Source organism: Methanosarcina subterranea (assembly GCF_055385895.1).
Map to the genome: position 1 here is coordinate 4,720,012 of NZ_AP042426.1, position 21,800 is coordinate 4,741,811.

The 21,800-nt window shown below is 42.2% G+C and carries 13 protein-coding genes and 1 tRNA gene; 8 read left to right on the top strand and 6 right to left on the bottom strand.

What is annotated here, in order from left to right:
* Positions 1-44: 44 nt before the first annotated feature.
* The 3 genes from ACZ5A8_RS20560 to ACZ5A8_RS20570 all read right to left on the bottom strand — a co-directional run bounded on the left by ACZ5A8_RS20560 (position 45) and on the right by ACZ5A8_RS20570 (position 2,036).
* Entirely contained in the window at positions 45-485 is a 441-nt protein-coding gene (locus ACZ5A8_RS20560) for an archease (RefSeq protein ID WP_464531241.1), read from the bottom strand.
* A gap of 133 nt (positions 486-618) precedes the next feature.
* Complete coding sequence (gene pgsA, locus ACZ5A8_RS20565) at positions 619-1,230, bottom strand: archaetidylinositol phosphate synthase (RefSeq protein ID WP_464531243.1); 612 nt, start codon at positions 1,228-1,230, stop codon at positions 619-621.
* Positions 1,231-1,445: 215 nt separating this feature from the next.
* Entirely contained in the window at positions 1,446-2,036 is a 591-nt protein-coding gene (locus ACZ5A8_RS20570) for an aldolase (protein ID WP_464531244.1), read from the bottom strand.
* Positions 2,037-2,190: 154 nt separating this feature from the next.
* On the opposite strand from ACZ5A8_RS20570, the gene ACZ5A8_RS20575 reads away from it, so the two are divergent.
* The 4 genes from ACZ5A8_RS20575 (at position 2,191) to ACZ5A8_RS20590 (ending at position 9,403) form a co-directional block, all read left to right on the top strand.
* Positions 2,191-2,264 (top strand) — tRNA-Thr (locus tag ACZ5A8_RS20575).
* 699 nt (positions 2,265-2,963) lie between these two features.
* Positions 2,964-5,435: an MEDS domain-containing protein gene (locus tag ACZ5A8_RS20580; protein ID WP_464531245.1), complete on the top strand. Its 2,472-nt coding sequence runs from the start codon at positions 2,964-2,966 to the stop codon at positions 5,433-5,435.
* 125 nt (positions 5,436-5,560) lie between these two features.
* Positions 5,561-7,189: an IS1634 family transposase gene (locus tag ACZ5A8_RS20585; protein WP_464531247.1), complete on the top strand. Its 1,629-nt coding sequence runs from the start codon at positions 5,561-5,563 to the stop codon at positions 7,187-7,189.
* Positions 7,190-7,534: 345 nt separating this feature from the next.
* Positions 7,535-9,403, top strand: a complete 1,869-nt coding sequence (locus tag ACZ5A8_RS20590; protein WP_464531248.1) for a PAS domain S-box protein — start codon at positions 7,535-7,537, stop codon at positions 9,401-9,403.
* 240 nt (positions 9,404-9,643) lie between these two features.
* Here the strand turns inward: ACZ5A8_RS20590 and ACZ5A8_RS20595 are convergent, their stop codons facing one another.
* Together ACZ5A8_RS20595 and ACZ5A8_RS20600 are read right to left on the bottom strand one after the other, a co-directional pair.
* Positions 9,644-10,588, bottom strand: coding sequence for a hypothetical protein (locus ACZ5A8_RS20595; RefSeq protein ID WP_464531249.1), 945 nt, complete (start codon positions 10,586-10,588; stop codon positions 9,644-9,646).
* 145 nt (positions 10,589-10,733) lie between these two features.
* Positions 10,734-11,459, bottom strand: coding sequence for a HesA/MoeB/ThiF family protein (locus ACZ5A8_RS20600; RefSeq protein WP_464531250.1), 726 nt, complete (start codon positions 11,457-11,459; stop codon positions 10,734-10,736).
* A 748-nt stretch (positions 11,460-12,207) separates the two neighbouring features.
* Here ACZ5A8_RS20600 and ACZ5A8_RS20605 point away from each other — a divergent pair.
* Both ACZ5A8_RS20605 and ACZ5A8_RS20610 read left to right on the top strand, forming a co-directional pair.
* Positions 12,208-13,719 carry an AAA family ATPase gene (locus tag ACZ5A8_RS20605; protein WP_464534237.1) on the top strand — a complete coding sequence of 504 codons (1,512 nt, stop codon included), beginning with the start codon at positions 12,208-12,210 and terminating at the stop codon, positions 13,717-13,719.
* Between the two features lie 40 nt (positions 13,720-13,759).
* Positions 13,760-15,490 carry a vWA domain-containing protein gene (locus tag ACZ5A8_RS20610; protein ID WP_464531252.1) on the top strand — a complete coding sequence of 577 codons (1,731 nt, stop codon included), beginning with the start codon at positions 13,760-13,762 and terminating at the stop codon, positions 15,488-15,490.
* A gap of 129 nt (positions 15,491-15,619) precedes the next feature.
* Here the strand turns inward: ACZ5A8_RS20610 and ACZ5A8_RS20615 are convergent, their stop codons facing one another.
* Entirely contained in the window at positions 15,620-16,351 is a 732-nt protein-coding gene (locus ACZ5A8_RS20615; protein WP_464534238.1) for a hypothetical protein, read from the bottom strand.
* 433 nt (positions 16,352-16,784) lie between these two features.
* Between ACZ5A8_RS20615 and ACZ5A8_RS20620 the strand changes: the two genes are divergently transcribed.
* Positions 16,785-18,149: a COG1470 family protein gene (locus tag ACZ5A8_RS20620; RefSeq protein ID WP_464531253.1), complete on the top strand. Its 1,365-nt coding sequence runs from the start codon at positions 16,785-16,787 to the stop codon at positions 18,147-18,149.
* Positions 18,150-18,900: 751 nt separating this feature from the next.
* Positions 18,901-21,708, top strand: a complete 2,808-nt coding sequence (gene acnA, locus ACZ5A8_RS20625) for an aconitate hydratase AcnA (protein ID WP_464531254.1) — start codon at positions 18,901-18,903, stop codon at positions 21,706-21,708.
* Positions 21,709-21,800: the final 92 nt, after the last annotated feature.

A 21,800-nucleotide genomic window follows, 5' to 3' on the forward strand; every position in this document is an offset into this window, starting at 1 on the left:
AAGCAATGTATAGAATTCCCAAAAACCCCAAAAGCTTATGATTTTTAAATATCGACAACAACCTGAGCTTTCCAGCCGCTGGCAGTTTTTTCGAGTTCCAGCTGATTATATGTGACAGCCTTAATCTCAGTTTCAAAAGGATGGCTTTCAGGATAGTACTTTTCACCTGATGCCAGGGCTTTTATTGAGTACTCCCCTGCTTCTTCGCTTACTTCCTCTACCCGGAACTTCCAGAAAACGATCTCATCGACCTCAAAAAGATATAAAAGTTCAGAAAGCCAGTCTACAAGCAGGGACTCTGGATCAGGAGATGTGAGGAAAACTTCTCTTGTCGTCTCTCCTGAAACTTTCCCGGTATCAATAATAACATTAAACATGGCGAGAGCTGCATTTTCAAATACCTCTTCCAGGGTATTACCATAAGCCAGGAACTTTATATCTGCAGTATGTTCCAGATACTCATACTTTTTTCCTTGAGACGGCATAGCGCAGTATTGGATTTTGTCTTACATTAACCTATCCGCGTCAGAAGCCTGTTTCCAGGTATCAAAAAGACTTAAAAGAGGCTTAGCCGGCTAAACTCGGAAAACAGCTGGAATCAAAAAGTACTGAAAAATATCAGTCCAGCCTTTTCCAGATATAAACAATCCGCTGGATTGCAGTAATATGGCTGGTTACAGCGATCAGGATGACAGCCCAGCCCAGGATGGTAAAACCTACAATCGAAGCCGGATAAACTGAATTGGCAAAAGCGGCAAGGATTATGACCACAAGACGGTCAGCCCTGCCCATGATCCCTCCGTAATACCTTCCGAGATTGAGGGCCTGAGCCTGGGTCCCCAGATAACTTGTAAGAAGCACACCCACGATTGCCGCAACCCCTATCTGCCAGGACACATAACCTGCAAAAAAGATACTGCAGATAATGAACACATCAGAATAGCGGTCGATCACGTGGTCGAGGAAATCGCCCCTCGGGGTTGCCCTATTGGACTTGCGTGCAATTACCCCGTCCAGGGCATCAAAAAGAGAGTTAAACACCACCAGGATGCCTGCGAGAAGGATGAGTTCCTTATATTCGGGAGAATAATAAAAACTGAGCCCCGCAAAGAAAGCAAAGATCAAGGAAACTATTGAAACCGTATCAGGCGAGACCTCGCATTTAATGAAAAAATCTGCCAGCGGGTCAATAACTCTCGAGGCAACGGGTCTCAGGGCATTAAATGTCATGGTACTTGGGATCTTCCTTTTAATTGTATATCCGTTATAGAAGACAGGCCTGAAAGAATGGCAGGTTATCCTGCTTCTTATGCCGATTTGAATCTACTTATTTATATTATTTCTTTGTTTACCTGTCTTTTGATATTTATACTTAAGGCTGTATGTTGAATTATCAGCGCACTCCATAGATAATACTTACTTATTTCCCTTTTTACTTCTTGTTTTCACTTTTTTACGGCTGCAAGATCGTACAGGTACTTTACTCTACAGGAATGTTCAAGCTGTGTGGTCACGATGTACGCCTCTGCCAGGGTTCTTCCGATAGCAAAAGTCCCATGGCTGAAAACCACAGCACCCCTATGTCCCAAAAGCGCCTCTGCAAGGTTTCCGGCAAGTTCCCGGCTTCCGATCCCGCCGCCTACTACCGGGATATTCCCGAGAAAATACTGACCTTCACTATCCACAGGAACAATCACCCTCCCCGGGCCGGCAAGCAGAGACTCTACCACTGCATAGGGACAGTGAGCGTGAATTATTGCAAGGGCGGAAGTCTTTCTGTAAATCTCCCTGTGCACTACAGTCTCGGAAGATGCAATTATATCCAGAGACGAGGTATCCTGAATGTCAACTTCAACAACATTATCGCCTGTGATCTCGTCAAGGGCAGTTCCGCTCCGCGTAATAAGCATCCTGTCCCCGGCCGTGACGCTGATATTCCCGAAATTTGATTCCACAAGCCCATGTTCCACCAGCTTGCGCCCATATTTTGCCATTTCCTGCCACATCTTATCCGAGATATAGAGAAAGAATGCCATAAGGCTTATGCACCGCCCCAAATGAAGAATACTGCAAAAGCGGATTGGAAGACCACAGTTAAAATAGTTTGTAAAATGTAAGAGAGTGAGAATTCTGCCATAAAGTTTATCTGTGAGTATTGTAATTAGATAAGTCTGCAATCAGCTTCATTGCGCCTCGTTGGCTCAGCCCGGTAGAGCGAGTGACTTGTAATCACTAGGTCGCGTGTTCGAATCACGCACGAGGCTTCCGAATTTATTTAAATTGTTTGTTTTTTGAATTGTTTGATCTGAATTTAGAATCTTTTTTGAGTTGTAGAGGATGAGGATTTTTGCTCCGGAATCACTCACGGACCTGAAGGCAAGGCAAAAGTTAATTGTGGAAAAAATTCCGCTCTTCAAAAAGGGACAGCCTACTTGTTATGAAAACTCTCCCTAACGATTATTCCTGTAAAGAACCTCTCATTATGAGCCCGATGTCCCAATTTCAGACTTACTGCTACTGACCGGAGCAATTGATTGACAAAGGTGACAGCTCAATCTCTGAGACTTCAACAGCCATGTTTTTGAATACATTATATACGCAAATGGATATTGACGAAGCTGTTATTTACCGGTGGGAATTTGGTAATTAACAATGATTAAGATAAATTAAGAAATATATAAATAGCTCATGAGATTTTAAGCAATAAGTAAGTCTTTTACCTTTTAGAAAGCAGCTAGAATCTGCTTTCACTAAAAAATGAATATGCTGGAAAAAGGATTAAGAATTTGGGGAACATGAAGTTGACACTTCCCAGCTAATCTTCTGGATACAAAGAGAAGTTGGCATGAAAATCAGCTTTTCTTTATCAAAAGTATTCCCAGTACAGTGCCAGACACTGTTTATAGACGGTGAATGAACCTGAGAAATGGATTATTTGCTTCTCAAAGCCGGAGAAAAAAGAAATGAAAGAAAATGTTAGAAATTCCGGGATTGATGTTATTGGAGATGTGCCCTGGGGAACACATTTCTGCCAGTTCTACCGGACAAAAGAAGATTTGATGGATATACTTGTCCCTTATTTCAAAGCAGGGCTGGAAAATAATGAACTCTGCGTATGGATCACACCGCATCCCCAGGGAGTAGAAGAAGCAAAACAGGCCCTGAAAAAAACTGTTCCTGATATTGATGTTTATCTGGAAAAAGGGCAAATCGAAATTATCCCTTACACTCAGGGATATATAAAAGAGGGTATTTTCGATCCAGAGAGAGTCGTAAATAATTGGGTTGGAAAAATTAATCAGGCTCTGGCAAGGGGCTATGATGGACTGAGAGCTACAGGGGACAACCGCTGGCTGGAAAAAGAAGGTTGGGAGGGTTTTGTTGATTATGAGAAAAAAGTGGATGCTATTGTCGACAAACACCACATGATAGCTTTATGCCCATATCATCTTAACATTTGCAACACAGCCGAGATTATTGATGTAATCTCTAACCATCAATTTTCTTTGATCAAAAAGAACGGAAAATGGGAACGGATAGAAAATTCCGGAAGGAAGAGGGCAGAAGAAGCAGCTGTTCAGGCTGCAAAAGACTGGGAACAAACCTTTGATGCGGTACCAGACCTGATAGCTGTGATTGATAAAGAATACAGGATTGTCCGTGCAAACAGGGCCATGGCAGCAAGATTGAGGATGATACCAGAAGAGTGTATAGGGTTAACCTGCTATCGCGTTGTGCACGGGACTACAGAACCTCCTTCTTTTTGCCCGCAGCGGCAGTTGCTTGAGGATGGGCTCGAGAACACTACAGAGGTTTGCGAGGATTGCCTGGGCGGTTATTTCTTAGTAAGCGTTTCGCCGCTTCATGATTCAAAAGGAAATCTCATTGGGAGTGTTCACGTTGCCCGCGACATCAGGGAACGCAAAAAGGCAGAAGAAGCTCTTAAAAAGGCACACGGCAACCTGGAAGAGAGAGTTAAAGAACGTACAGCTGAACTTGAAGAAGCTTACAGAGCATTAATGGAAAACGAAAGAAGACTCTATGAAGCCCAAAAAATGGCTCATATAGGAAACTGGGATTGGAATATTATGACCAATAAATCATACTGGTCTGATGAAATGTATCGCATTTTTGGACTTGATATCCAAAAATCCGGTTTACTTTATGATGAAGTTTTAAGCTATATACATCCTGACGATAGGGACTATGTAAATAGTGCCGTTAAAAGAGCTTTAAACGGAGAGCCCTATGACATTGATTATAGAATAATCCGTGCTGATGGAGAAAAGCGTGTAGTCCATGCACAGGGAGAAGTCATATTTTATGAGAAAAATACTCCTGTCCGGATAAGAGGCACGCTTCAGGACATTACAGAGCGCAAAAAGACTGAGAGAGCACTTGAATTAAGTAAAGAAAGGTACCGTTCTTTCATACAGAATTTTAAAGGGATTGCTTTTCAGGCAGATAAGGATTTTAACCTGGAATATATGAAAGGAAACGTAAAAGAAATTACCGGATACAGTGAAGAGGAATTTATATCTGAAAAGCTGTGGAGAAAGCTTATTGAACCGGAAGACCTGCCTTTGTTCCTTAAAAAAGAAAGAGAAGCAAAAAGCTCTCCTTCTGTATGTGACGGGGAGCTTGACTATAGAATAAGATGCAGAGACGGGAAAATAAAGTGGGTGCACGAAATTTATCAGAAGATTCCGGGTACGAATGGAAACCCCATGACTTATCAGGGCGCAATATATGATATTACTGAGAGAAAAGAGACTGAAGAAGCCCTGGCAAAAGCTGAAGAAGCCAGAAAAAAAGAGATTCATCACAGAATTAAGAATAATTTGCAGGTAATCTCTTCTCTGCTGGATCTGCAGGTTGAAAAGTTCAGTGAAAAGGAATCCATCCAAACTCAGGAGATTCTCGAAGCTTTCAGGGAAAGCCAGAACCGGGTAATCTCAATGTCGCTTATTCATGAAGAACTTTATAAAGGTAAAGAAACCGACACCCTGGACTTTTCAGCATATCTTCGAAAGCTAGCCGAAAGCCTTTTCCAAACTTATAGTCTCGGAAACGAGAATATTTGCCTGTGCATAGACCTGGAAGAAAATGCATTTTTTAATATGGACACTGCTGTCCCGCTGGGAATAATTGTTAATGAACTAGTATCGAATTCTCTCAAACATGCATTTACTGAAGGAGAAGGAGAAATTCGAATTAAGCTCTGCAGGGAACAAAAGGACAATGAAATCGATAGATCCCGTTTCATTATGACAGTTTCGGATAACGGAAAAGGAATTTCTGAAAACATAGAGCTGGAAAATCTTGAAACTCTCGGGCTGCAGTTAGTGAGCACCCTTGTTGACCAGCTGGATGGAAAAATCGAGATTAAACGAGGCCATGGAACGGAATTCAAAATAATGCTCGATGCAGTGTAGAACTGCGCTTCAGGATAAAAAGATGCCACATAATCAAAATGCTTTTTTTAAACATTTACCCTGCTTTCGGCAGGTAAACCTATAAATTAATATCATTAATTTTATATCTCTTTCTTGGTTATCCCATGGCAGAGAAAAACAGTAGTAGAAGAGTTGAATCCTCCTTAAAACGTACACGGTTCTTAGGTCACCTAGGTCTTATGGCTGGAGTTTTCCGAGAACTTGAAGTTGACAAACTGATCGATGAGAAACTTCCCAAAGAACGGAATCATAATGTTCCTCACTCAGTCTGCATCCTTGCCATGGTACTCAATGGTCTAGGTTTCATAGGGCAACGTCTGTACCTGTTTCCTGATTTTTTCAAAAACATTTCTACTGAAAGGCTTTTTGGAGACGGTATAACAAAAGAAGACCTGAATCAATATGCTATCGGAGAGACTCTTGACAAAATCGTAAAATATGGCCCTACAAAACTGTTTACGGAAATTACCCTTCACATTATGGCTCGTCTACCTATTCCTGGTCACTGTTTACACTCTGACACTACAAGTGTCAGCGTTTATGGTGATTATGAAGACGAAGAAACTGAGTCTATTGATATTACTTTTGGAATTCCCAAAAACGGAAGATGGGACCTCAAACAATTTGTACTGAGCTTGATTGTTAATCAGCATGGAATACCTCTTTTCATGAACACACATTCAGGAAATGCTTCCGACAAAAACACAATTCTGGATGCAATAACGTCTCTCAAATCAGTTTTAAGACCTGAAAGCAAAGTGTACTATGTCGCTGATAGTTCCTTTTACACAGACAATAATATCCAGAATATCGGAAAATCATTCTGGATCAGTCGTGTTCCTGCAACAATTTCCGAGGCAAAGGAACTGCTAACTGCAAATCTGAACCTGAAAACGCTAAAAAGTGATGAGAGGTACTCTTTTTATCAAACCTTTGTGGAATATGGCGGAGTCAAACAAAAGTGGGTTTTGCTGCTTTCTCACAAGATGAAGGAGAAGAAAGAGAAAACTCTCAGGACGAAACTTGACAAAGAGGTTGAAAAAGCAGAGAAGGCTTTTAAAAAGCTGAAAGGAGAGGACTTCTTCTGCGAAGAGGATGCATCAAAAGCTGCAGAGAAATGGATTAAAGAATTCCCTTCTATTGTTTTTGAAAAAGTTGATTTGAAATCCATTAAAAAACGTGAATCAGGTAAAAGAGGCAGACCTTCTAAAGATGAGGAATTAAAGACTTATTTCAGGATTGATGGAAGCATAAAGGTTAATGATGCTTTTGTTTTGAATGAAATGGAGAAAATGGGACTTTTCATTCTTGCGAGTAATGATATCACTCTTTCTCCGGGAGAGATGCTGAAGTATTACAAAGGACAGGACAATGTAGAAAAAGGATTCCGATTCTTGAAAAGTGATACATTTAGCATATCGAAAGTCTACCTAAAGAATAAAAGCAGAATTGAAGCACTGGCTATGACAATGGTTCTCTGCTTAATGATTTATTCAATTGCAGAATGGAAATTAAGGACAAAATTAGAGGAAGAAAATGAAACGGTTCCAGATCAAAAAGGAAAGCCAACAAAAAGACCTACGATGAGATGGATATTTGTCAATTTCCAGGGAATTACAGAACTTATTTCTCAGAAAGAAGGTGAAGTAAATTCAGAAATACTGAATATGGAGGATCTTCACTGGAAGATATTGGGTCTCATGGGAGAGAAATATGAAAATATCTATCTCTAATTACGTTAACCTGCCGAATGTAGGTTTACTGCAGTTCCCTTGAGAGGGCACATATAATATATGATCACTTTTTATAAGTTACATAAAACAATAAAAATAGTTATAACCAGGTAATTATAACTGACTTAATCGACTTTTGAAAGTCGGCAAATAGAGTATGTAGAACCTGCATTTGAAAATAAGGGCAGGACTACGAGAGAAGATCTTGGGGGTAAAACGCTGGCTGATGAAGATAAAAAACCGGATATTACGAATCAAAACTTTTGCTGCCAGATTCCCGGATTTGAAAGGGGAGAGCATGCAGTTGAAGCTACTTTTTCCGTAATTAAAGGCATGCTAAATACTATGTTAAATCCTGTCCTATATACGGACAGAACCGGAGTAATTCTTGGTGCTAACAAATCTTTTTCCAGACAAATTGCAGGCCTCCCGGAAGAGAAGATAATCGGGCACACCCTGACTGAAGTGGCAGGTAGCGTCTTAGAAAAGTTTCCAGGAAAACTTCCAGAAAGCGAACAGCAAAGTATTCTCAGCTGTTTTGAAGAATGGGATAAAACAGACAGGCAGCTTCTAAAATCCGGAGAAAGCTTTACCCTCGAATGTGAGGGAACCTGTGCCGACGGGATAAAAAGGTCTTTCCTGGTAAACAAATCAGCCTTCAGTGACGAAAAGGGAGAAATTTTCGGACTTGTTACAGTTATGCAGGATATTACTGAAATCAAGCAGACTGAGAAAGATCTGAGAGAAAACCTGGAATTTAAGAAAAGAATGCTCGATGGAATTCCGGTTCCTGTTTTTTATAAAAACACTGAGGGCAGGTATACAGGCTGTAACAAGCTTTTTACAAAGGAAATTATAGGCCTTCCTGAAGAAGAGATAACGGGGAGAGTCTATGGTGAACTTACATATCAGGCACCTGAAGACTTGATTAAAAAATATGATGAAACGGATGTCCAGGTATACAGGGACGGAATAGAGCACTGCTGTGAATTAAAAAGCCGATACCTTCCAAACTGCCTTGGAAAGGAATTTATCGTTATCAAAGCTCCATGCTTTAATGAAGACGGTAAAATAAGCGGACTTGTAGGTGCCGTTCTCGATGTTACCGAACGCAATAAGGCTCAGAGAGAACTTCAGGAAAGTGAGGAGAAATACCGTTCATTCATAAAAAACTTTAAAGGAATTGCTTTTCAGGCAGATGAGAACTTCGTTCCTGTGTTCCTCCACGGGACTGTCGAAGAGATTACAGGATACAGTGAAGAAGAACTCATGTCCGAACAGCCCTGGAAAAACATAATTCATCCTGAAGACCTGCCCCGTATGTATGAGGAAGAGAAAAGGATTCAAAATTCGCCAGGTGCAGGCTATGGAGAAATTGACTTCAGGATAATACACAGAAAGGGGACAATAAAATGGGTCCATGAAATTTATCAGAAGATTCCGGGCAATAGCGGGAAGCCTGATATGTACCAGGGTACAATGTATGACATAACCGAAAGGAAAGAGGCAGAAGAGTCGCTGGCAACGCTTGAGCTTGCCCGCAAAAAAGAAATTCACCACAGGATCAAAAACAACCTGCAGGTAATTTCCTCTCTGCTCGACCTTCAGGCTGAAAGGTTCAGGAACAGAAGGGCTGTTAAAACCTCGGAAGTCCTTGAAGCATTTCTGGAAAGCCAGAATCGGGTTATATCCATGGCTCTTATCCATGAGGAACTGCACAAGGGCGGGCAGGTAGATACATTAAATTTTTCGAAGTACCTGCAAAAGCTCACTGAAAATCTTTTCGAGACAAACAGGATTGGAAATTCAGATATCAGCCTGAACATGGATGTGGAAGAAAATGTTTTCTTTGATATGGATACCGCTGTTCCTTTAGGAATAATTGTTAACGAACTCGTTTCAAATTCCTTTAAACATGCATTTCCAGGGAGAGTGAAAGGAGAAATTAAGATCAAACTCTATAGAGAAAAAACCTGGGAACGTAAAAACTGCAGGGAAGAGAATCAAAAAGAAAGTTGCAAAAACACAGGGTTTATGCTGTCAGTTACGGATAACGGAACAGGCATTCCTCAGAGCTTTAACATCGCAAACCCTGAAACCTTGGGTCTGCAACTTGTAACCACACTTGTAGATCAGTTAAATGGTAAACTCGAACTGAGAAAAGAGCGCGGAACTGAGTTTCGCATAACATTTGCGGTTACAAAAAAGCAATGAAGCTTTTTCTGCAACAACTTATCCTGTAGCATTTCTGCCATATCTTCATTGTAAATATTCGTTTTTAGATAATCCCTCAGTCCAATTATTCCGGTTCAATAAAGATCGAATTTGGTAGATTTCGGGTTTAGCATAGCAAATTTAACTAAACCCAGACGCAACTAATCAAGATTAAACTGAATCCTGGTTCGGTCACTATAGTTTTATTCTCTCATTAATCGAAGAATGAAACCCTTGATTTCAGGCTTTTTCCCGTAACAGAGCATCAATCCCATCATATAGTGATCTCAATGCTATGCTCAGTCTGCGGACTTCAACCTGCCATACCCTTTTACTGATCTGCCCGTTCCCCCCGGCTTTAACCGCTGCTACCCAGGCATATTTCCGTGCTAACTTTGAGTTGCGTAAAGGAGAGTGGAAGACCTGTCCTGTTTTCTGGTTGCTGTACTTTTCATTAATAAGAAATTCATAGATTTCCTGAACCCTTTCGAGCAATTTTTGCTCACTTTCAGAACCCGATGCCCCGAAAACAACCAGGTTCCAGAGACGGAACTGAACTTCATGCATTTCGGTAACAAGCTTCCTGGAGTTTGCAATATCCAGCATTTCCCTGAATTCAAGGAAGATATCCGTACTACCGGAAGGTGAAGGCAGTGTCTTACCAAGTGAAATCATAACATGGATGCACTCATGAAAAAGGATTCTGGCTATAAGGAACTCGACTCTCTCCTGAATATTCCAGAACCTATTTACAAGGGACGCATCCCAGAGTTGATACGGATTAACCAGAATCAAAGACCTGTAAACGATCCTTTTCTCTTTTTCTGAAACCGAACGCTTCGGGTACAGAGCCACACCCTGCATTTTTCCAAAAAACTGAACCCTGACTGCCAGATCCCAACAGCACTCCCACTCTCCGTTTCGTACGCACTTTACCCTGCAATAGTTACCGTCAAAATGAACATTTTCAAGCAGGTGGTACATATCCTTGCTGTGTGCTTTGATGATTGACTTCACCCTGGATTCCCGATAAATGCTAAGATCAAGATAAGGAATACACGGGACAGAAGTGAAAGAGAAACAGGGGGCAGACGGGTCCAGGTCATAAAAGCCCAGAAACCAGGAACCTGAGTAGTCCTGTGAGATGTTTTCCTTTTGTTCAACTGGTCGGGTTTTTTTTTTCATGCCATCTTCCCTCCAACATACCCTATAGGATATTATCACTGAGGATATATAAAAATTGATCAACAGGAAATATAATTAAACACGGGCAGTGAAGCTGAAATAAGGCGTATCCTGCTGAAAGGAGGGAAAAGACTTAGTTAAATTTTTAGGGGCTACTTCCGCAAACAGGGCAGTTGTTCAGCTTTGCGAGTGAAATTTCACTGAAGCTCCCTGAAAGCCCGTTCCAGAATAAAAGTCGGCCCTCCAGAAGTTTCCCTTTTCCAGTCAGAAACTTAATTGCCTCACTTACCTGAATGGAGCCGATAACTCCAGGAGTTGCTCCAAGAACCGGGAAAACCTCTTTTCTCGAAATGCGTGGGAAAATACAGTAAAAGCAGGGAGTTTTTCCGGGAATTATTGTTGTGACCTGCCCGTCATAACCCGTAACTGCTCCATGAATTAAAGGAATACCTCTCTTGATTGAAAGCCTGTTAAGAATATGCCTTGTTTCCAGGTTATCCAGGGCATCAATTATAATATCGCACTGGGGGACCAATGAATCAATATTTGATTCGGTAAGCATCTCTTTAATTGTTTCAACTTCAATTAAAGAGTTCATTGAAAGAAGTTTTTCCTTTGCGGACTCGATCTTTAACTTCCCAATGTCTTTTTCGTGGTGAAGGAACTGCCTGTTCAGATTGGTAGGATCCACAAAGTCAAAATCTGCAAGGATTATTTTTCCTATCCCAGCAATTGCAAGATATGTGGATACCGGGGACCCGAGCCCTCCGGCACCGGCAACAAATACTTTTGCAGCCTTCAGTTTGTCCTGACCTTCTTCTCCAAAGAGAAGAATCTGCCGACTATACTTTTCTCGTTCCAGATTATCCATATAGGTCCCTTCCAGAATGTTAATTTAAGTAAATTTGATTTAAAGGATACTGAGTTCAAGAACACCGATTTTTAAGAGTTGATTCTTAAGTAACTCATTTATAAATTAAGGAACTTATTTCTAAATTGAGTGATTAATTTCTAAATTAAGTAAGTTATTTATAAATAAAGTAAGAAATTTTTAAATTAAGTAAGTTATTTTCTAAACTGATTTTTAATATTCTGATCCCTGTTAACTGTTCAGGATACTGGTTTCCAGGAATGGTAACTCGTTCAGGAGTGCTAAATTATGATGTACCAGTATCTGTAGAGCCCCATAGTGCTCTATTTCATAGAGGTCCGTACCCTTTTCTCAGTAGATTGACTTCTTTATGCATAACATCTTCGGAGAGCTGAAATAGAACGGAAACCTTCGCAGAAGTTAAATATCAAACAATAGGGGGCAAGAACTTACCTGAAGACACGAAGAAGGTGTAAAACGGGGATAAAAAAGATAATGAAAAGATATAAAAAAGAGACAAGAGAAGATATATCTATGAGAAAGTGCATTTTCGGGGCAAGAAGCGTTTAAAAGCTTGAAAGGCAGAAAATTTTTTTTTGGAAAAATTAATTAAGGCAAGACCCATAAAAATAGTTACATAATTTTTAACATTACTGGAATCGGGTACTACTGCTCATCATTATAAAGACCTTTTTAAGGGATACGGATGAGGGGCTGGAAAATATAAATATATAAAGGTTTGGAATTTATGAAAGTTCTGGATTTAAAAAATACTATCCTCAATATCAAACAGGAATTCTCTGGCTACTTTAAAGAGCGAGATTCTGAGATCAACGGTTCTCTTCTGGCTCTCCTTTCAGGAGAACACGTACTTTTGCTGGGTCCTCCGGGAACTGCAAAAACCCTGCTTGCAAACAAAATTTGCGAAACCATCGAGGGAGGAAACTTTTTTCATTATCTCCTTACTCGTTTTTCCACTCCGGAAGAAGTGTTCGGGCCCCTTTCTTTAAAGGCACTCGAAAGGGATGAATTCAGCCGGAGAGTGGAGGGCTACCTGCCAACTGCACACATCGCCCTTCTTGACGAGATTTTCAAGGCGAACAGTTCTATATTGAACAGTCTTCTGACAGTCCTGAACGAGAGAAAATATCATAACGGCAAGGAGGTTATGGATGTTCCTCTCTTTTCCGTTTTCGGAGCTTCCAATGAACTGCCTGAAGAAGATGAAAGCCTTGAAGCCCTTTATGACAGGTTCCTCTTCAGGTACAGTGTGGACTATATCCAGCACGAAGAAAATCTAGAAGCTCTCATTTTCGAAAATACGGAAGATTTCCTGCCTTCAACAAAGCTCTCGATTGAAAATATAAGAGAAATTCAGAAGAAAGCAAGGGAAATGCCTGTAGATCCCGAAGTCAGGACAATTATTCGAGGGTTGAGAAGAGAGCTTAAGAACTCTAACATTTTCGTTTCAGACAGGCGCTGGAAGAAGATCATAAATGTACTCAGAGTAGCTTCAGCCGTAAACGGACACACAAGCGTAAACAGGATGACTATTGTTCTGCTGCAGCATATGCTCTGGGACCTGCCGGAACAGAAAGAAACTATCAGGAAACTTATCCTTGACAGGGTTGTCTCAGGAGGCACTGATACTGGAAAGCTAAAGCAGAATGTGCTTGACCTTAGAAACTCTGTCTATATTTGCCTGCAGCAGGAGCTTCCGGACACTGTATCCTGCAATAAGTGCTTTGAGGAGGAGAAAAAGGCAACTGGGAGTATGAAAAGCTCCAGATTTACGGGAATGAAAGCTCCGAAGAGCCTCACTTTCAGTAATGCCCTTGATTTGTTAAAACACCATACGGAATTTCCTGTTCATACCTATAGTCTCGGGCTTGACTATGGAAATATCAATGGTTCACTGAGTTTTGAAGCCGTGGCAGAACAGTTCCGTCGCAGGTACGGGTTTGAGTTCAAGCTGAGCCTGGACTACGGAGACAAAAAACTCTACGAAAAAGAGTATGAAAACCTTGAGGAAAAATTGAACTACTTCAGAAAGCAGGTGCAAGAAGAAGAAAAAGCTCTCGAAGAAACCCTCAGAGAAAATATCTGGATTTCCGGACAGGACAGCAGAGAAATTCTGATGAAATATCACTCCAAAAATACGGATATTTACGAGATAGCAAGTCATCTGAATGAAATCCGGGCCCTTCTAGAAAAACCGAAAATATTCGATGTCGAAATCGAAGAAGCAGAAGTTGCTTGAGCCGAAAAATTTCTGAAAGCTCAAAAAGGAAACAAAGAGTATGCAGAATCTGAAAAGCTCAAAAAAAGGTTTCGAAAATCTATTCGAATTAGATAGGACATCTTTTGATCGGGACTTTAATCCTTCTACTATATTGAATATAGAACTGCGGGAATTTCTGGCAACTCCCCGAAAAGTACCTCACAGGCTCAGAGAAGAGATTGCAGAGGTTCTCATTTATGAGCTTCTTTCAGGAAAAAGCTACGAAATAAAGGATGAAAAGCGTTTTATAGGAAAATTTGGAGTTTTTTATCCTGTATTTCTTAGCATGAGAAATCAGCAGGTCTGGGAAGAAATAAAAATTCTCGCCGGAGCAAACCGTATGGCAGGGATTTTTATCCTGAGAACTCTGCTCGAAGAACTTTTTACGCTCCTTGAAGATTATGGAAAAGTGGAGAAAGAGCTCTTCAGGAAATCACAGAAGGGACTGGAAAAAGCTCTGAAAGCCCTGAAAGAGCTGATCAATGGAACTCAGGCTTTGTGGGAAAAAAATAGACTGGAAAGGAATGAGAGCCTGAGAAACTACGAGTGGCAGAGAAATTTGAACGAATTCCAGGAAAGAAAAGGAGCGGAAGAGAGCAACCAGAGTAGCCAGGGAAGTTTCCTTAAAAGGCTGGAAGACAGGACAGAGGATTATCAGGATCAGGAGTCTGAAGACCTGGAAGCATCGGAAAGAATAGCCTCAATGACCAGGGAATTTATGTTCAGCGAAAAGGCTGGCGAGGCTGTTGACCTGATCACAGGGGAGAAGATAGCTACAAAACTTGAGGAGCTTATTTCTCTACTTGAAGATCACCTTGAGATGCTTGAGATACTGTCCATGCTTTTTCCAGGAAGAGCATGGGACTATTCCTTACAGGCCCTACACAGAGAATATTTCGAAAATCTTGACAGGTATGCATCCCTTTTCAGGAAAAGTTCTGACCTCCATGAAATTCTTGAGCAGGTAGGCAGAATTGAACTTGAGTACGGCTCAAAAAGACTGCGATTATCGCCCCACAGTAAAAGCGAAGTGCACACAGTCACCTTTTCAGGCGATATCCAGACCCTGCTTCCGATAGAAACCGTAAAACTTAAAAATCCCGTGCTGAAGCGCAAGTTCTATGCTGACATGATTGAAGAAAAACTCCTCACATACCAGTTAAGAGGAGAAAACTGGAACTCGGACCTTGCAGGAAAAAAGAGAAAGGGACCTGTTGTTGCCCTTGTCGACACCTCTGCTTCCATGCGGGGAGCTCCTGAGCTTCTTGCAAAAGCCGTGGTTCTGGCAATTGCAAGGAGGATGTTAAGAGAAAGCAGAGATGTCAAAGTAATTCTTTTTTCATCAAAATGGCAGACCGTTGAGATTGAACTTACGGACAAAAAGCGTATGGGAAAGGAGTTTCTTGAATTTCTCAAGTATACATTTGGCGGGGGTACAGATTTCAATACGGCACTCAGGGCAGGGCTAAAAGCAGTAAAAGAGGAAAAAGTCTTCCAGGGAGCAGATCTCCTTTTCCTTACTGACGGGAGTTCAGAACTGTCAGAGAGACCTCTTATCCGTGAATGGAATGAAATAAAAGTAGAAAGAAAAGCCCGCATCTTTTCCCTGATAATAGGAAATTATGATGCTGGAGGTCTGGACAAGGTCTCAGACCATACTTATATTATCCATAATGCCGGAGACTGGCAGATTGAGGAAAGTCCTGCAAGGTTTATAAAATCAGTTAGTAAGCCTGCGCGGATGTTCTAATCAGGAGATACGGGAATATTAACTGACTGGGTAAATTGAGAGAACAATTTCCAAACAGAGAGGGATTTTTCAAAATCTCAGGGCTTATTATAAAAACAAGACAAATAAAAAAGAGCAGGATACAAACAATTAACGTCTGCGCTTAAGGCGCCTGCTCACCTCTTCTATGAACTCTTCCATATCTCTTCTACCTGGCGTTTGATGTTTGTAAATACTTGACAGAACAACAAATGCCGCCTTTTTACCTCTGGTAGAATTCTTGAGCAAACCGAGTTCTATCACCGTAATTATGGTTTCAGAAATCAGCTTGCGGTCCCTGGGGCTTAAATTACTCCACCTGTCATTGAGTATTTTGGAAGAGGCTTTTACTGACTCTCTGCCTTCGGAAGCTATTGCAGAGGCTTTCGAAGAGACGGTCTTTGAGATTTTAAGAATCTGATCCTTTCCGCAGCATGCGGTTTTGGAAAATGTCCTGAAAGCTTTTCCCGAAATATCTTTCATGCGCGTCTTTTCGTAAGCAGGGGCATCTTCCCAGCGATTTCCCGAAAATCCGCTTTTGGAAGTTCTATCTTCAAGGGTTTTACGAATTTCTTCAAAAATTTCAGTGATTTCCTCATTGGACCTCGTTCTAAGGTATTCTCTGAGATTTTCCAGCAGTTCGGAGTCCAGTTCGGTAGAATAAGCTTCTTCAGAAGCAGGATCTTCGCTAACCTCGACAAATTTGGCATCAATTACGGGGCAGGACCCTATGAGAGAGTCACGTAATGAATCCTTCCCGAGTCCCGGGCTCCTCCCAAACCTGCATCCAGAGTTTGAGAATCTCCTGAAAATGTCCTGTTTGTTTTTGAGCAAGAAAATCACATCCATGACTGTTTAGAAATGAGAACTATTCGATTTTTACTAAAAATATTCATAGCCTGAGGTAGTTTCAGTCACTTTTTTCACATTACATCTTTGTTACATATATGGTTCGTAATAACATAAACAGGTTTCATCCTGGGATTTAATATCTTTTTCTGTTTAAGTTCCGCTAACCTGAAGCTATCTTTCCGGAACACAGGTAATCCAGTTATGAGATTGAGACCCTGTAGTATCGAAAAACAATACTAAGAGAGAAATTAATCCTAAAAATATAGAAACCTGCATTTCCCTCGAATAAGGATATAAAAAGCCTACCGATACAAAAAAACGCTTAGAACTTCTATTTTTTAAAAATAACTGCAGATTGATTCGTAGTTTAAGTAATTCTTTTATAAGTCTCATGCCTTAGTGAGTATTAGGCGAGGTGAAAAGTATGAGTATGCTTGATATTAAAAAATTGAAGTTAATCATATGCGGGCTCCTTATCTTATCTGTTCTTTCGATTGCCTGTGCAGGGGCAGCCAATAAAGCTGAGCCTGCGGAGATTGTAGTAATGGAGAAGAAAGTGGCAGCCAGTTCTATCGCTTCATCTGGAATGGATGCTGGATATTATTACCCCGAGTTTGAAAAAATCAGTGTAGATCCGGCTTATCAGTACCTTGAACTGAAACCCGGAGATAGTAAAAACTTTACTGTTACTGTTGGAAACAAAGACAATAAAACTATTGTATTGAACCCCAGGCTTTTAATTATCCCTTATACTGAAAACTTCATAAATGAAAGCTGGATCAGCATAAGCCCGTCCGCAAAGGACCTGAAGCCAGGAGAAAAAGAGGAGTTTGAAGTAGAGGTAAATATCCCTGAGAATGCTGACCTCGGGAACTACGCCGTACTCATAGCCTTTACAGAAAACGTACCTGAAGGAGACGTAGCAGGCTATTATCCGAGTTTCCCGGGCACAATGCAGCTAAACCTGCAGGTATGGGTCCCACCGACAGTCCAGATCCTTACACCTTATGTCAACGACCTTGTAGAAGCCGGAGAAACCTATACTTATGAGGTAAAACTGAGGAACACGGGTAGTAAGGATATTGCAATCTCCCCTGAACTTACAGAAGGAGGCAACGTCATATATTACGATAGCATCTCCCCTTACGGAGGAGTAACATATGCCTTCGGAAATGACGCAATAAGTGTCGAAGCTCCGGAAAAAGTAAAAGCAGGACAGACAGCTATCGTAAAGCTGACACTAAAAGTTCCGGCGGACTCAAAAGGCAGCTACACCGGAAGCCTTGACCTCAACATCGATGACCCTGGAATCAGAGAATACGAAGGTAAAGTCTCCCTGAATTTCCGCATCCTTCCGGTTCCCGAAGAACCTTATGAAACTACCTTCAAAGCCGGGACTAACGGTACTATCAACATAGAGGTTAGCGCCTATCAGTATGGATATGGACTGTACGCCACAGGAGAGAATCGGGACCTTACTCCTTCTTTTGAGATGAACCTGAAAGATCCCTCGGGAAAAGAGGTAATACCTGCTCTCATGAGCACAAAGCAAAGCGGCTCGATAAATATAATAAATAATGCATACCCGCAGCCTTATCTTCCATACGTATCCGCAAAAATTGCAGGCGGGATGGAAACCTATAACCAGGGAAGCTACCAGGGTGGAATTACAACCTTTGTAGAGACCTATACAGTCCCGGGAGCTGCAGGAGATTGGACACTTTCAATCCTTCCCAAGAATACAGAAAACTTTGAGTATTCCATCACAGTCGGAGCTGCCGAAGAATAAACAACTGCCTTAGGTTTGACAGCAGTTCAGCTTTAACAACCCTTTCTCTTTTTTTCCTTTTATTCGTGAGACTCCGGACATGATGGAGGCCAGGAATCTATTATTATTTTTCTTAAAAATCAAGCTTCTGAGAAACCAGTATCTTTCGGGCGTCTGAGTAACATTTTAATAAACCCACCTTGAGAAGAGTTTGATAAAACTGCCGTCTATTCTTCCTTTTCCAGGAAAAAGAGTCACCACTAATAAAAAGTGGATATTCTGGAAGATAGCTCCCGATGTGGCTATATCTCGGTTTTATCTATTGCGCAGGCAGTCTCAAATGGCACGCAGTGCTGCAACTAATAAAGAGCGGAATATCCAGATAAACATAGATAAAAAGAAAACCTGACTTATAACAGGACAGGTCTTATCAGAAGAAGTATGTGAGTATATGAAGATACAACCTGAGCCTGTAATGTAATCTGAAGTAATTGAAGGCCTGGTAAGGTTCAGAGATTTAGAGGTCTATTGCCTGGGCAAATTACTTTAAGCATCCTCATGAATATGCATCTTAGAAAATAGAGAAGAGGACAGGAACAAAACTGCTCCCCGAAAACATGAAGATAATAAAGAGCCCGAAGGAATAAAATAGTCTAAGGATAAGATGGGGCTTTCACAGGATAAAGAAAAAGTGAGACACTAACTCATAAAAAGTAATCTATAAAAAGTTCATCATTTTAATTTCACACTTTTGCTGGAGGTAAAAAGTACAATGAGAGAAGGTACGGACCCCTTTGGGGTAAGAGACAGCATCGAAACAACCGCCGGAAAAGCTACAATTTACAGACTGGGTAAACTTGAAGAAAAGGGCTTTGAAGGGATTTCCCTGCTCCCCTACTCCATAAGAGTCCTGCTGGAATCCCTGCTCCGGCATGCGGATACTGAAAAGCGGATAATAACTGCAGAAGATGTGGAAGCCCTTGCCCGCTGGAGTCCAGAGAATATAAACGAAAAGGATATTCCATTTATTCCTTCAAGGGTAATCATGCAGGACTTTACAGGTGTTCCTGCGGTAGTTGACCTGGCTGCCCTTCGCTCGGCAATGGAGCGCCTTGGAGGAGATCCTGCTAAAATTAACCCGGTAATCCCTGCTGATCTGGTTATCGATCATTCTGTTCAGGTTGACTCCTACGGGACAGCATATGCCCTTGAGGAGAATGAGAAAAAAGAGTTTGAGCGCAACAGGGAGCGCTATACGGTTCTTCGCTGGGCACAGAAAGCCTTTGATAACTTCAGGGTCGTACCCCCTGGAAGAGGAATTATCCATCAAGTGAACCTTGAATACCTGACCCCACTCGTGCACCTGAAAGAGAAAGATGGAGAACTATTTGCGTTCCCGGATACCCTTGTAGGGACTGACTCCCATACCACAATGATCAATGGGATAGGAGTGCTTGGTTGGGGAGTAGGCGGCATTGAAGCCGAAGCTGTGATGCTCGGGCAGCCTTACTATATGCCCGTTCCTGAGGTTGTCGGATTTAAACTCTACGGAAAACCGGGACCCGGAGTTACTGCCACAGACCTTGTCCTCACGATTACTAAAATGTTAAGGAAGCACGGCGTGGTCGGCAAGTTTGTCGAGTTCTATGGGCCCGGCCTGAACTCCCTGAGTCTTCCTGATAGGGCAACAATTTCAAACATGGCTCCGGAATATGGGGCAACTCTCGGGATTTTCCCTCCTGACATGGAGACCTTAAACTACCTGAAGAGAACAGGCAGGAGCGACGAACAGGTCGACCTTGTGAAAAAGTACCTTGAAGCACAGGGCTTTCTTTACTCCGTCCATAAACCCGAGCCTGTTTTCAGCAGCACTCTCGAACTTGACATGGGTACTGTAAAGCCCTGCCTTGCAGGCCCCAAACGCCCGCAGGACCAGCTCTTCCTGAACGAAGTCTCAGAGAATTTCTGTGAAATAATGAGGCAGACATTTATAAGAAAAAAAGAAGGGAGCGTTGAGCTTGCCAGAGACCCCGCCTATCTGCGCTGGATAGGAGAAGGGGGGGCACCTGTAGAAGAGTCCGAAGTATCGGGCAGGGAAGAGGCAGAAAAGGTTGATTCCTCTGAGAGAAACTTCAGGGTCACGCATGGTTCCATTGTAATAGCATCCATTACTTCATGTACCAATACCTCCAACCCATCAGTCCTTATAGGAGCCGGGCTGCTCGCAAAAAAGGCTGTTGAAAGGGGTCTGAAGGTTAAACCCTTTGTGAAAACAAGCCTGTCTCCGGGGTCAAGAGTGGCTACTGAGTATCTTGGAGCCGCATGCCTTCTGCCCTATCTTGAGGCTCTGGGTTTCCACCAGGTTGGATACGGTTGTACGACCTGTATTGGGAACAGCGGACCTCTTCCCGAGCATGTTGCAAAAGAAATTGAAGAAGGAGACCTTACAGTTGCAGCCGTGCTCAGTGGAAACAGGAACTTCGAAGGCAGGATTAACCCGCTTGTTAAAGCAAACTACCTCGCCTCCCCTCCGCTTGTTGTTGCATATGCAATTGCGGGTACGGTAAGCATTAACTTTGAGACTGATCCCCTTGCTTATGACCCGAACGGGCTCCCTGTTTATCTCAAAGACATCTGGCCCGGAGACGAAGAAATAAGGGAAGCAGAAAAGAACAGCGTTAAGCCTTCAATGTTCAAAAAAGAGTACTCAGGTGTTCTGGAAGGGGCCAAGCTCTGGAAAGACCTTGATGTTCCCGAAGGCACTCTTTATGACTGGAGCCCGACCTCCACTTACATTCAGGAACCGCCTTATTTTGTAGATTTCCCGCTTACTGTGCCTCTGCCCGGAGATATACAAAATGCCAGGATACTTGCCCTTTTCGGGGACAGCATCACTACAGACCACATCTCTCCTGCAGGAGACATTCCGGCAGACAGCCCGGCAGGCAGATACCTGATATCCTGGGGCGTGGACCAAAAAGATTTTAATTCCTACGGCTCACGTCGGGGCAACCATGAGGTAATGATGCGCGGGACCTTTGCAAACATCCGGCTCAGGAACAGGCTTGTAACCAGGGAAGGAGGCTGGACTGCCGTCCATCTCAAAGGAGAAGACTTCCCGCAGGAATCCTGTGAAGGAATCCCGATTTACGATGCATCTCTGCTCTATGCGGATAACAATGTCCCCCTGATTGTTCTCGCAGGAAAAGAGTACGGGACAGGCAGTTCCCGCGACTGGGCAGCAAAAGGAACATTCCTCCTTGGAGTAAAGGCAGTTATTGCCGAGTCCTTTGAACGCATCCATAGAAGCAATCTTGTTGGCATGGGAGTTCTTCCCCTGCAGTTTAAAGCAGGAGAAAGCGCAGATACTCTCGGTCTAACAGGAAAGGAAAAATACGATATCCTTGGCATTGAGAAAATGAAACCCCACGGCGATCTTACCGTAAAGGCGAAAGACGATAACGGGAGAGAAACAGAGTTTAAGGTATCATTGAGGCTGGACTCTGCTGTGGAAATAGAGTACTACAGGAACGGTGGGATTTTACATAAGTTCCTGCGTGATTCAGTGAAGAAAAAATAACAGGTTACTTACACCGAAATGGAGTAAGAGTTTTTTAAGGAGGTCCTTCATGCCTTAATAAGGCTTCATATTTTTATGGGACCTCTCTTATT